The 13139-nt window shown below is 62.2% G+C and carries 10 protein-coding genes; 5 read left to right on the top strand and 5 right to left on the bottom strand.

Features of this window, described 5'->3' with window-relative positions; all coding sequences use genetic code 11:
* The first annotated feature begins 115 nt into the window (after positions 1 to 115).
* The 5 genes from I6L35_RS13115 to I6L35_RS13095 all read left to right on the top strand — a co-directional run bounded on the left by I6L35_RS13115 (position 116) and on the right by I6L35_RS13095 (position 6822).
* A complete protein-coding gene (locus I6L35_RS13115; RefSeq protein ID WP_216978400.1) occupies positions 116 to 868 on the top strand; it encodes an ABC transporter substrate-binding protein in 753 nt (250 codons plus the stop codon).
* A 57-nt stretch (positions 869 to 925) separates the two neighbouring features.
* Entirely contained in the window at positions 926 to 1426 is a 501-nt protein-coding gene (locus I6L35_RS13110) for a hypothetical protein (RefSeq protein WP_058055875.1), read from the top strand.
* A 272-nt stretch (positions 1427 to 1698) separates the two neighbouring features.
* On the top strand, positions 1699 to 3222 hold the full coding sequence (locus tag I6L35_RS13105) for an efflux RND transporter periplasmic adaptor subunit (RefSeq protein ID WP_216978399.1): 1524 nt from the start codon (positions 1699 to 1701) through the stop codon (positions 3220 to 3222).
* Between the two features lie 73 nt (positions 3223 to 3295).
* Positions 3296 to 6424, top strand: coding sequence for an efflux RND transporter permease subunit (locus I6L35_RS13100; protein ID WP_216978398.1), 3129 nt, complete (start codon positions 3296 to 3298; stop codon positions 6422 to 6424).
* Between the two features lie 44 nt (positions 6425 to 6468).
* The gene (locus I6L35_RS13095; RefSeq protein WP_204383633.1) at positions 6469 to 6822 is read left to right on the top strand and encodes a copper-binding protein; all 354 of its coding nucleotides are present in this window, start codon (positions 6469 to 6471) and stop codon (positions 6820 to 6822) included.
* A 118-nt stretch (positions 6823 to 6940) separates the two neighbouring features.
* On the opposite strand, the gene I6L35_RS13090 is transcribed toward I6L35_RS13095, so the two are convergent.
* The 5 genes from I6L35_RS13090 to I6L35_RS13070 all read right to left on the bottom strand — a co-directional run bounded on the left by I6L35_RS13090 (position 6941) and on the right by I6L35_RS13070 (position 12899).
* Positions 6941 to 7858 (bottom strand): iron-siderophore ABC transporter substrate-binding protein, encoded by a 918-nt coding sequence (locus I6L35_RS13090; RefSeq protein ID WP_021231222.1) that lies wholly within the window; start codon positions 7856 to 7858, stop codon positions 6941 to 6943.
* Between the two features lie 83 nt (positions 7859 to 7941).
* Positions 7942 to 8745: an ABC transporter ATP-binding protein gene (locus tag I6L35_RS13085; protein ID WP_076495127.1), complete on the bottom strand. Its 804-nt coding sequence runs from the start codon at positions 8743 to 8745 to the stop codon at positions 7942 to 7944.
* Complete coding sequence (locus tag I6L35_RS13080; RefSeq protein ID WP_182963560.1) at positions 8745 to 9782, bottom strand: iron chelate uptake ABC transporter family permease subunit; 1038 nt, start codon at positions 9780 to 9782, stop codon at positions 8745 to 8747. Before I6L35_RS13080 ends, I6L35_RS13085 begins: the two co-directional genes overlap by 1 nt.
* Before the next feature lie 7 nt (positions 9783 to 9789).
* Complete coding sequence (locus I6L35_RS13075) at positions 9790 to 10806, bottom strand: iron ABC transporter permease (protein ID WP_216978397.1); 1017 nt, start codon at positions 10804 to 10806, stop codon at positions 9790 to 9792.
* Between the two features lie 125 nt (positions 10807 to 10931).
* On the bottom strand, positions 10932 to 12899 hold the full coding sequence (locus I6L35_RS13070; RefSeq protein WP_216980284.1) for a TonB-dependent receptor: 1968 nt from the start codon (positions 12897 to 12899) through the stop codon (positions 10932 to 10934).
* Between the last annotated feature and the right edge of the window lie 240 nt (positions 12900 to 13139).

The raw sequence follows: 13139 nt of genomic DNA, 5'->3' as shown, positions 1-13139 counted from the left end.
GCTCTCCACGGGCGTGCCACCGATAACAAACTACCCCCGCCCGTGCGGGGGTATTTTTTTGTCTGCGGTGTGCTTCAATGACACACATCGAGACTTTTTTGCACAGGATCCGGATATGCTGGCTCAGCTCTGGCTCGCGACGACCTTGACGACCACTACCCTCTCCGCCTGTGGTCATCACGATTATCCCCCCTGGAACTGGCTGAGCGATGGCAAGATCATCGGCGTTTGTGCCGAAGTAGTCAGTACCCTCTATCAACGGTTGGGTTTCAATGTGGATCTCTCCTATGTGGGCCCCTGGGCCCGCTGTCAGCAGAAAGTGGCGAAAGGAGAGGTCGACATCAATATCTGTGCGCTGCGCAACGAAGAGAGAGCACACTACTCCCGCTTTACCCGAACGCCCATGGCCATCAATGACATGGCGGTGTTCGTGCGCCAACCCGGCAGCCGCTTGCTGCAGCGACGGGAGGATCTGACCGGACTGCGGGGAGCCATGATGATAGGCGTCAGCCTTGGCAGCGAAATGGATGATTTTTTGCAAGCAAATACCCGCATCTACAGGGTCAACTCCCTCAAGCAGGTATTTGGCCTGCTGGCCAGTGACCGGGTCGACTTCGTTCCCTATGGCCGCTCTTCCGGCCGCCTGTTTTTGAGCGAAAATTACCCGAGCAGCGGAATGACTGATCTGCAGTGGCCACTGCAGCGCGGTGAGCTCTATATTTCTGTTTCACTACAATCTCCCCATCTTGGCACCCTCGAACAGCTGGAACCCATGCTGCAAGCGCCGGGCATGAGGCAGTGGATAGATCAGCTGCTGGAGAAATACAGCGACATCTATCTGCAACAACAGCGCCAGCCCTCGCCTTGACCTTCTCCCAGAAGCAAGGTTTAGAGTCTGGATACCAGATCCTGAAGGATGACCGGATTGTCACTCACCCAGCTTGCGACAAGATTGCCCTCTGCCCTGCTAGCCCGGCTATTGCTGGCGCTGCTGCTCGTGTGCAATCTGACCCTCTGCATCAGCTGGCATGGTTCTCCCCTCTCCTCCGAGACGACCCAAAGCAGCCCCCTGCCAATGGTGATGTTGGATTCATCCATGGCGATGGCGGATGGCGAGAGCTCTCATGCGATGCCCGCAATGTCTCACCCGAGCGATACCATGGCCCTCTCCTGCCATCAGGGAGACGAGGGGTCGGCCATGGGCGATGAGTGCCAGATGCAGACCGGCGTCAATGCCCTCTCCTTCGGCGCGATAGCTCTGCTGGGTGTATTGGTCGCCCTGCTGATCTTCCCCCTGCTACTTGGCAGTAACTTCGCAACTGCACTGCTTGATAACTGGTTGCGGGATCCCTTCCTGCGATCACGCGGTACCCATCCCCCCTCCTGGCCGCGCCGACACCTGATGTTGTCGGTGCTGCGACACTAGAAAGATCTTCTCTTGCGGCAGCGGCAAGCCTCGGCTTGCCCGTCTCCTGCCGCCTTGCCTGACCCTGTGCCCCGGCCAAACCGGCCCGCTCACTGGGAGCCGTGCGCGCTGATACAGCTGCGCCCCGTTTGCCGCCAATCCCTTAGGTGATGCCTTGTCCATCTCCGATCCGGCGGCCTGCACAAGAGAAGAGATATGATGTCACTTGTCCCTGTTACCGGCCTTATCGCCGCCAAGAACTTTGCCACCCTGCCACTAAGTGGGGGTGTGCGATGAGCCAGAAACTGCTGGTATCAGCCCTGCTGCTGGCCCTCGGCGCCGGTGGCGGTTACTGGGCTGCCAAACAGACCACTGCTAGCACCGTGGCCAAGGAGAAGACGCCGCTCTACTGGGTCAACCCCATGGATCCGCGCGACAAGCGCAATGCCCCGGCCAAGGACAACATGGGGATGGACTTTATCCCCGTCTATGAGGAAAAACAGGGCGGCTCACCGGGCACTGTCACCATCAGCCCCGAGATCCAGCAGAACCTGGGGGTGCGGCTTGCCAAGGTGGAGAAGCTCCCTATCCACCAGCAGATCGAGACGGTGGGCTACGTCGGCTATGACGAGGACAAGCTGGAGGCGGTCAACGCCCGCATGGCGGGCTGGATCCGCACCCTCGCCATCAAGAGCGAAGGGCAGCAGGTGAGCAAGGGGAGCCTTATTTACGAGCTCTACGCCCCGGATCTGGTCAACGCCCAGCACGAATACCTGCTGGCCCTCAACACTGCCAACCCGCTGCTGCTGCGCGCCGCCGAAGGCAAGCTCAAGTCCCTGCAGGTACCGGCAGATCAGATAGCGGCCCTCAAGCGCACCCGTCAGGTGCAGGAGACGGTGCGTTTCTATGCCCCCAGCAGCGGTTATGTCTCCGAGCTGAAGGTGCGAGAAGGCCAGTATGTGGAGCCTGCCGCGGCCCTCTTTAACATCAGCACCCTCAAGCAGGTGTGGGTGAGTGCAGAGGTGTTCGAGCGCCAGGCGGCCCAGCTGAAGGTGGGGGATCCGGTCACCATGACCCTCGACTATGCCCCCGGCCGCAGTTGGCAAGGTAAGGTGGATTACCTCTACCCGACTCTGGATGCCACCACCCGTACCCTCAAGGTACGGCTGCGCTTCGCCAACCCGGACGAGTTTTTGAAACCCAATATGTTCGCCAAGGTGACCATTCAGGCGGGCAAGGGAGAGCCGCAATTGGTGGTGCCGAGCGAAGCGGTGATCCGCACCGGCAGTCAGGACCGGCTGGTGCTGGCGCTGGGGGATGGCAGCTTCAAGTCGGTGGCCGTCACTCTGGGCCCCCAGTTTGGCGACAAGGTGGCCATCAAGGCTGGGGTAGAGGCGGGGGATAACATCGTCAGCTCTGCCCAGTTCCTGCTCGACTCCGAGTCGGCCATCGATTCGGACTTCCAGCGCATGACGGCGGTGCGCCCTGCCCAGGTGTGGACTCAGGGCGAGGTTGAAAGCATCGATCTGGCCAAACGTACCCTGATGGTCTCCCACCAGCCCATCCCCGAGTGGCAGTGGCCCGCCATGGAGATGGAGTTCACCGTCGCCGACGGGGTCGATATCAGCAAGCTGGTCGAGGGGCAGACCCTGCACCTGCAGGTAATGCAGGAGGGGGATGAGTACCGCATCACCAACATCCATCAGGAGAAGGCCCCGGCCAGCGGCCACGCTCCGGAGCAGGCAAAAGATGAGATGGAAGGGATGGACCATAGCCAACATCAGATGGCGATGCCCGAGGTGGAGAAGAAATCATGATCCCTGCCATCATTCGCTGCCTAGCAGGCAACCGCTCTCCGCTCTCTGTACTTGGTGAGAAAGGAGTTCAATCATGATCCCGTCGATTATTCGCTGGTCCATCGGCAACCGCTTTCTGGTGCTGCTATTGACCCTCATGCTCACCGCCTGGGGGCTCTGGTCGGTCAAGCAAACCCCGGTGGACGCCCTGCCGGATCTCTCCGACGTGCAGGTGATCATCAAGACCTCCTATCCGGGCCAGGCGCCTCAAGTGGTGGAGGATCAGGTGACCTACCCGCTCACCACCGCCATGCTGGCGGTGCCGGGGGCCACCACGGTGCGCGGCTACTCCTTCTTCGGCGACTCCTTCGTCTATGTGCTGTTTGACGACAACACCGACCTCTACTGGGCCCGCGCCCGGGTGCTGGAGTATCTGAGCCAGGTTGCGCCCAACCTGCCCGCCTCAGCCCGCCCCCAGCTCGGCCCCGATGCCACCGGGGTGGGCTGGGTCTATCAGTACGCGTTGGTGGACAGAACCGGCAAGCATGACCTCAGCCAGCTCACCTCGCTGCAGAACTGGTTCCTCAAGTACGAGTTGCAGACGGTGGAGGGGGTCTCCGAGGTCGCCACCGTGGGCGGCATGGTGCGCCAGTATCAGGTGCGGGTCGACCCGGACAAGCTGCGCGCCTACGGCATTCCGCTCTCCCTTATCGAGACCGCCATCAAGCAGGGTAATCAGGAGACCGGCGCCTCCGTCATCGAGATGGCGGAAGCGGAGTACATGGTGCGCTCCAACGGCTATCTGAAAAGCGTGGAGGATCTGAAGCAGATCCCGCTCGGTACCACTGTGCGCGGCGCCCCGCTGCTGCTGGGCGATGTAGCAGATGTGGTCACCGGGCCCCAGAGCCGGCGCGGCCTGGCCGAGCTCAACGGTGAAGGGGAAGTGGTAGGCGGCATCATCGTGATGCGCTATGGCGAGAATGCCCAGCACACCATCGACGGGGTCAAGGCGCGGCTGGCTCAGCTGAAAAGCAGCCTGCCAGAGGGGGTGGAGATCGTCACCGTCTACGATCGCTCCGACCTTATCCAGCGCGCCATCGACAACCTCTCCGGCAAGCTGGTAGAGGAGTTCGCGGTGGTGGTGCTGGTCTGCCTCGCCTTCCTGTTCCACCTGCGCTCGTCGCTGGTGGTGGTCATCTCCTTGCCCATCGCCATCCTGACCGCCTTTATCGTGATGCACCTGCAGGGGATCAACGCCAACATCATGTCGTTGGGGGGCATCGCCATCGCCATCGGCGCCATGGTGGATGGCGCCATCGTGATGATCGAGAACGTCCACAAACACATGGAGCGGGAGGCGCTCACCGATAAGAACCGCTGGCGCATCATCACCGAGGCAAGCATAGAGGTGGGGCCCGCCATCTTCTTCTCCCTGCTCATCATCACCATCAGCTTCCTGCCGGTATTTGCGCTGGAGGCGCAGGAGGGGAGGATGTTCCATCCCCTCGCCTACACCAAGACCTATGCCATGGCGGCGGCTGCCGCGCTCGCCATCACGCTGGTGCCGGTGATCATGGGTTACTTCATCCGTGGCAAGGTACTGGCGGAGCAGGCCAACCCGCTCAACCGCTGGCTAAGCCAGGGCTATGTGCCGCTGCTCAAAGCCGTCTTGGCCCGCCCGAAAACCACCCTGGCCATCGCCGCCGTGGTGACGGTGGCGGGCTTCTGGCCGCTCAAGTACCTGGGCTCCGAGTTCATTCCGCCGCTCGATGAGGGGGACATCATGTATATGCCCACCACCGCAGCCAATATCTCGGTGGGCAAGGCGCGGGAGATTTTGCAGCAGACCGACAAGCTCATTCGTACCGTGCCCGAGGTGCAGAACGTGTTCGGCAAGGCGGGGCGCGCCGAATCAGCCACCGACCCTGCGGATCTGGTGATGATGGAGACCAGCATCCAGCTCAAACCCCGCGATCAGTGGCGCCCCGGCATGACCCCGGAGAAGCTCAAAGAAGAGCTCGACTCCCTCATCCGCTTCCCCGGCCTCACCAACGCCTGGGTGCCCCCCATCAAGACCCGCATCGACATGCTGGCCACCGGCATCAAGACCCCGGTCGGCATCAAGATTGCGGGGCCCGATCTCAAGGTGATCCAGCAGCTCGGCCAGCAGCTGGAACAGATCGTCGGCAAGGTGGAGGGCGCCTCATCGGTCTACGCCGAGCGGGTCGCCGGTGGCCGCTACGTCAAGGTGGACATCGACCGGCTGAAAGCGGCCCGCTACGGCCTCAACATCGCCGACGTGCAGGCGGTGCTCGCCACCGCGGTGGGCGGCATGGAGGTGGGCCAGACCATCGAGGGACGTGAACGCTACCCTATCAACCTGCGCTACCCCCAGAGCTATCGCGATTCAGTGGCCAGCCTCGAGCTGCTGCCGGTGGTGACTCCGAGCGGTGCGCGTATCGCGCTGGCGGATGTGGCCCGGGTCTATATCAGCGACGAGGCCCCGATGCTGCGCAGTGAAAATGCGCGCCTCAACGGCTGGGTCTACGTCGATATTCGCAGCCGCGATATCGGCTCTTTTGTAGCTGAGGCCAAGGCAAAGGTGGGCAAGCAGCTGGTGCTGCCGGCGGGCTACGCCCTCACCTGGTCTGGCCAATACGAGTACATGGAGCGGGCCAAGGCGCGCCTCGCCTACGTGGTGCCGCTCACGGTAGCCATTATCGTGCTGCTGCTCTATCTGGCGTTTCGCCGCTTCCAGGAGGTGCTGCTCATTCTCACCACCTTGCCGCTGGCGGTGGTGGGGGGGATCTGGACCCTCTGGCTGCTCGACTTCAACCTCTCGGTGGCGGTCGGGGTGGGCTTTATCGCTCTGGCGGGGGTGGCGGTGGAAACCGGCGTCTTGATGCTGATCTACCTCAACCACGCCTGGGATGACCTGGTGGCCAGTGGCAAGCCGGACAAGGCGGGTCTGCACCGGGCGGTGATCCACGGCGCCGCCCTGCGCCTGCGTCCCAAGATGATGACGGTGGTCACCATCATCGCCGGCCTCTTGCCCATCATGTGGAGCCATGGCACCGGCTCCGAGGTGATGCAGCGCATCGCCGCCCCCATGATCGGCGGCATGGTGAGCGCGCTGGTGCTGACCCTCTTGGTGCTGCCAGCGGCCTATTACCTGTGGCGTAGTCGCAGCCTTGGCAAGAGCGCGAACCCGCAATCCGAATAACCCGATTTCACGATCCATATTGACTGAACGATAAGGAAACCATCATGAACTACAAAACGCTGACCCTGACATTGCTGCTTGGCCTTGCCACCCAGACCAACCTGCAAGCCGAAGAGATGATGCACCATGAAGGGCACGAGATGAGCCAGACAGGTGAGATGAGCGAACAGGGCGCAATGGTGATGACCAAGGGGGTCATTACCCGCCTCGATGAGGGGAGCGGCAAGGTCGGCATCAAGCACGAGGCGATCGAGAACCTCAAGATGCCCCCCATGACCATGGTCTTTCGAGTGGTAGATCCGGCCCAACTCAAGGGGCTCAAGGTGGGGGATGCCATCCACTTTCATGCCGAAAGCCAGAGCGGCAAGCTCACAGTGACAGCCATCCAACCGCAATAAACGGCTCTGGCTCGCCGAAGAGGTCACGATAGAGAGTGACAACGCAAGAGGGAGGCATCAGCCTCCCTCTTCTTTTGATCAACCTGTTCATGTGGTCAACCTCTGGTGCGCATGGCACTCAGCTGCGGGTTGCCAGCAACTGCTCCACATCCTCGATCACCTTGAGGGCCGCCTGCGGGCCACCGCTGGAGGTCCAGAGCGATCCGTCCACGGCGCCAAAGCGCTTGGCCTTGATCACCGGCAGCTGCTGGAACGCCGGGGTCTGCTCCGCCTGACGCATGGCATCCACCGCATCACCGGTGGCGCTCAGGGTACCGACCACCAGCCAGTCAGCATCCAGCAGATTGAGGGACTCCAGACTCAGCGCCGGTGAGTGGGGGGCGCCAGTACCCTGCTGCTTGCTTGGGCGTACCAGCCCCATCGACTCCACTACGCTGCTGGCAAAGGTGCCCTGATACATAAAGCTCGGCCCCTTGGGGTTCCAGCGCACTATGCTGATGCTCTCCCCCTGATGCTTGGCAAGCTTGCTGCGGGCCTGAGTCAGCCGCTCGGCATACTGCAGCAAGAAAGTATCCCCTTGCTGGTCGCGGTTGAGGGTGTGGGCGGTGCGGCGGAAGCTATCCTGCCACGGCTCACCCCACTTGCTGGTCACCACGGTCGGCGCGATCTCCCCCAGCAAGGTCAGCAGCTCGGGACGGGTCTGGCCGGTCAGGATAAGGTCGGGCTCCAGCGCAATCAGCGACTCCAGATTGGGGCTGTCGAGATCGCCGATCACCTGGATCCCCATGCCCGCCTTGTTCAGCAAGTAGCGGGGCAAGGTGGGTTGACCACGGCCATTGACGGCGCCGATGGGGGTCAGCCCCAGAGTCAGGGTGCTGTCGAGTTCGAGCTCGCTCAGCACCACCACCCGCGTTGGCTGAACTGGCACCTGCACCTTCTGGCCAAACGCATCAGTCACTTCACGCATCTCCTGCGCCTGAACCAGCGGCGCGGCCAGCATCAGGATGGCTGCTGCCAGGGCGGCAAAACGCTTCATCATCTCACTCCTTCTCGTTGCACGGCCCGGATAATCGGCCGCGTGAATATACTCGGCGGGCCCACAGAGCAGGCCCATATGACTCAACTCGCCGAACGCAGGGTGCGGCCATGTTCGTGGCGACGGGGCACGATAATGGGCGCCCCGTCGCCGGGGGCATGCAGAATGTCGACACTGGTCTGGTAGAGCCGGTCGATTAGATCCTTGGTCACCACCTCCCGGGCCGGGCCCATAGCGGCAATGGTCCCCTCGCCGATGGCGATCAGCTCGTCACAGTAGCGGGCCGCCATCGCCAGATCGTGGATCACCAGCAGCACGGTTTTGCCCTCGGCGGTGATGCGATGGATCGCCTCCATCACCTCGGTCTGGTGACCGATATCGAGGGCGCTGGTGGGCTCGTCGAGCAGCACCATGTCGCTGTCCTGCGCCAGGATCATCGCAAGCCAGGCCCGCTGCGCCTGCCCGCCGGAGAGGGACGCTGCGCTCTGCTGCCAGATGCTTTCAAGCTGCATCCGCTCGCAGGCAATACGCACCATGCGGGCATCCTCCTCACCCCACTGATTGAACCAGCCCTGATGAGGGTGGCGGCCATACTGCACCAACTGCTCCACCAGAATGCCGGCAGGCAGGGTCGGCCGCTGGGGCAGATAGGCGAGCTCCCGCGCCAGCCCCTTCATGGGGTAGCTGGCAAGCGGCTTGCCTTTGAGCAGGATCTCGCCGCGTTGGGCTTTCATCTGTCCGGATAGCAGCTTGAGCAGGGTCGATTTGCCGCAGCCGTTGGGGCCGACGATCCCCACCAGCTTGCCTCTCGGCACGCTGAAAGAGATGTCCCGCAAAATGGGGGTCTGCTGATAGGCGAAGTGGAGGCGGTTTACGGTGAGCGTCATCAGTCAGCCCTCTGGCGATCGTTAACAAGAAGAAACAGCAGCAACAGGCCGCCGAGAATGCGGGTCATGATGCCGGTCGCTACCTCGTGGGGACTGGCCAGCCCCCGAACCAGGGTATCGCTGGCAAGCAGCAGCAAGGCGCCGCTGAGCGCCGCCAGCCAGAGCGGCACCACCCGGTCTTTCACCAGCCAGGAGGCAAGAATGGGGGCCGCCATGGCGATAAAGACCACGGGGCCGCCGATGGCGGTGCCGAGCGCCGCCACCAGAACGGCCTGGGCCAGAATGCCCAGTTGCACCCGATCGCCGTTGACGCCAAGCCCTCTGGCCATCTCGGGGCCAAAGCGCAGCACCGCCAGCGAGCGGGAGAGATAGACGATCCACGGGCAGAGCAGCAGCAACAGGATGGCGATGGGGGTGATGGTGCTGTACCCCACGGCGATAAAGCTGCCCATATTCCACAGATAGAGAGAGCTCAGGTGCAGCAGGGCCTGAGTGGACATCACGAACTGGCCGAGCGCCTCGAACAGTTCGGAGAGGCCGATGCCGATCACCACGAACAGATAGCCCTGCTCACCCGGTTTGCGGCAAAGTGCATAGAGCACCAGCGCCGCGAAGATGGCGCCGATGGGGGCCGCCCACCAAGGCCAGCTGCCTATCGTCAGGTAGAGGGAGAAGACGATGATGGCCAGAGAGGCCCCGTTGTTGACCCCCACCATGTCGGGTGTGGCCAGCCGGTTGCGAACCAGCGTCTGCACCAGACAGCCGGAGAGCCCCATGGCCGCCCCCGCCACCACCACTCCAAGGATGCGCGGCAACCGGATCTTGAACAGGGTGAGCTGCTCAAGCCGGGTCCCCTCCCCCAGCAGAGTGTTGACCACCCCGGCAAAGCCGAGCTTGCCGCCGCCAACGCTCAGGGCCAGCAGACCCAGCGCCAGCAGCACCATGGCCAGCAGCGCCAGCCAGCGCCAGCTCGGCAGATGGAGCAGCAAAGAGCGGTTGCCGGCCCGCAGGCAGAGCATATCGGTAGGTGTACGCATCAGACCCTCACTTGACGGTCAGCAGGGTGCGAAAGCCCCCGCGATGAACGATGGCGATCAGCACTGGTGCACCGATCAGGGCCAGAATGACCCCGTTTGGCAACTCGAACGGCTGGATCAGCCAGCGCGACAGAATGTCGGCCAACAGCAGAAACAGCATGCCGAACAGGGCGGAGAAACAGACCTGCACCGACAGCTTTACCGGCTCTACCAGTCGGCCACAGTAGGCGGCCAGAAAGCCGACAAAGCCGATGGGGCCGGCGATGGCGATGGCACTGGCGGTAAACAGGGTGGCGGCCAACAGCACGCCAATTCGCACCCGGTTGGGCCGGATCCCCAGCGCCTGGGCCTGACTGTCCCCCATCTGCATCAGAGTCAGCTGGCGACAGAGCAGCAGGGTGATGACAAACGCCGCCAGCACGAAGGGCAACACGGCAATGATGGCATCGAGGTTGGCCGCCGACAGGGAGCCGAGGTTCCAGAAGCGGTACTGCTCCAGCACCATCTTGTTGGAGAGCAGCAGAAAGCTGGAGAGACCGCCGAAGGTGGCGGAGAGCGCCACCCCGACCAGAATGAGCTTCAGCGGATTGGAGCGGCCAATCATCATGCCGAGCCCCAGCACAATCACGTTGCCGAGCAGCGCGCCGAGTCCGGCCCAGAGCAGATAGCCGTAGGCGGACTCCACCCCGAACCAGGTGAGCCCCACCACCAGCGCAAAGACGGCCCCGGCGTTGACCCCCAGCAGACCGGGTTCCGCCAGCGGGTTGCGGGTCGCGCTCTGCAACAAGGAGGCAGCCAGAGATAAAGAGGCGCCGACCACCATGGCGCAGAGGGTGCGCGGCAGTCGCAAGGTATTGAGCACCATGGCGAGCTTCTCGTCGCCAGCCCAGCGGGCATCCCCCATCAGGTAGCCGAGCACCTCGCGAGCACCATAGACACCCGCACCGGTGGCGAGCGAAAGAGAAAGCAGTACAAACAGGAGGAACAATCCCAGCCAGAACAGCGAGGTCTGGTCTCTAAACACCCTTTAACTCCTTATGGTGGCAATGCGCATGTTGTTGAAATACATGTGGTTGAAATAAAAGCCGTCACCCGAGGTGATCCCCTGACAACAGCGGAAGCCCGCCAATGCGGGCTCCCGTTCAGCCATTACAGCTTGTAGGCCACACCGGCATAGACAGTGCGCCCGTCGAGGATCTGATCGGCCTCGGTGGCAACCCAGTCACGCTTGGTATTGGTCAGGTTGTTGAGTCCGAACTTCAGATCCAGTGCCCGGGTGGCGTTCCAGACTGCCCCGACATCCAGGGTGTGGAATCCTGCAGTCGTCTCATAGGTGGTGCCGCTCATGCGCGGAACCGGGAGGATCTGGCTGCCGGTGTAGTTCCAGCCCAGCTGGGTACTCAGGCTCTCGATGACCTGCCACTCCAGCTTAGCGTTGGCGGTATGCTCCGGCGTCCGATAGAGATCCTTGCCGCTGGTCTTGTCTTCCCCGTAGATCAGGGTGACGTTGCTGGAGAGGGTCAGGTCATCGGTAATATCAAACCAGCCGCTCAGCTCCACCCCCTTGATGCGGGACTTGCTGACGTTCTGATAGGTCATCACCGCCGGACGCCAGGTGGAGGTCCATGCCTCGCTCTGGATCTTGTCCTTGATATCGTTGTGGAAGGCGGTAACCCCGGCGCCCCAGAACGACCCATCATAGGCGGTGCCCAGCTCGTAGCTGACGGCGGTTTCCGGCTTCAGATCCGGGTTGCCCACCACGGCGCAGCGACCGCGACAGGCGGCTACCGCATAATCCGGGTTGGACTGGGCAATAGTCGGCGCCTTGAACGCCTTGCCAATGCCGCCCTTGACCACCCAGTTGTCAGCCAGGCTGTAGAGGGCATAACCACGGGGGCTGAACTCGGTGCCATAGGTCTCGTGGTGATCGACCCGGCCACTCAGGGTCAACGCCAGATCGCCAAAGCCAAACTCATCCTGCAGATAGAGCGCGCTCTGGTTGACGCTGACATCCCCCCCCTTGAGGTTGACGTTATGCTTGAGTTCGGTGATGCGGTACTCGGCACCACTGGTCAGCAGGTGGCTGCCCAGATTACCGCTCAGCTGGCCATCGAAGGTGTGGTTGGTCTGGCTCACATCGCCGCTGGTCTTGCTCAGCGCCGTCATCAGTTCGGAGTCATCAAAGAGATCCACCTGCTCGAAGGCATAGCCGACCCGGCTGTCGAACTGATCCCAACGGCCGACGTGGGTGGCATTGAGCCCCAGTCGCTCCATCTGCTGGATATTGCGCGGCGTCTGGCCGTAGTTGTTCCAGTGGGCCTCCCGATCGTCTTTGGCGTAGTTCATCCCCACATCCAGATCCTGACGATCGTCGATCAGCCATTTGACGTTGGAGAGGACCCCCAGCTTTTCACGCTGCTCGATAGCATCAGCCTTGGGGTTGATGCTCTGCTCGCTCTGCCAGGCATCTCTGTGGTTCCCTTCCACCACCAGGTTGGCCAGCAGTTTGTTGTCGATCAGTGCCCCGCCCACATAGGCGCTCGCCTTGTTGATAGTCCCCCCCTGACCGTCGGTGGGGTCACTGAAGGTATAGGTGGCCGCCGCTTCGGTCTTCTCCGCGGGTTGACGCAAGATGACGTTGACCACCCCACCCAGCGCATCTGCGCCGTAGAGGGAGGAGATGGGTCCACGGATCACTTCGATACGCTCGATGGCCGCCATGGGGATGGCGGAAAGATCGAAATCATTGCCATAACCGGAGGTAAGGGCATCGCGGGAGCTGATACGCCGGCCATTGACCAGCAACAGGGTGTAATCCCCCTCCAGCCCGCGCAACTTGATCTCGCTGCGGCCGTAGCTGGTCGCAGGGCTGATATTGACCCCCGGCAACTGTTTCAGAGCGCCGGTCAGATCATTGACATTGAGCTTGTCGAGCTCGGCCCGGGTCACCACAGAGACGCTGGCCGGGGCGGTCAGCTCGCTGTGCCGGGTTTTGGTCGCCGTCACCACCATAGTTTCATGAGCGGCGACAGGCGCAGTCCCTTGGGCCAGAACTGGCAGGGCAAAAAGGGACAACACCAGCGGATGCACTGCAAATCGTCGGGATGATGTACGCATCATCAACACTCCACATAAAACAACCAAGGCCAACACCACCGACATCCCTGTCTGACCTCGCCAGACCCGGTGCAAAGTGATGGAGTTCATTGGCATGAACAGTCGTCCATGCCCCATCACCCCGAACATCAGTGCATCACGGCAGGCCCTGCGTTGTGCTATGCCACTCGCAGCCATCAATAACAAAAGCGCCGTACCGACTGACATCGGGACGGCGCAATACTAAATGCAAATCATTTT

The sequence above is a fragment of the Aeromonas sp. FDAARGOS 1405 genome (assembly GCF_019048265.1).
GTDB classification, from domain to species: Bacteria; Pseudomonadota; Gammaproteobacteria; order Enterobacterales; family Aeromonadaceae; genus Aeromonas; species Aeromonas veronii_A.
The sequence above is the reverse complement of the archived record's forward strand: the minus strand, read 5'-3'. Positions and strand labels throughout refer to the sequence as shown.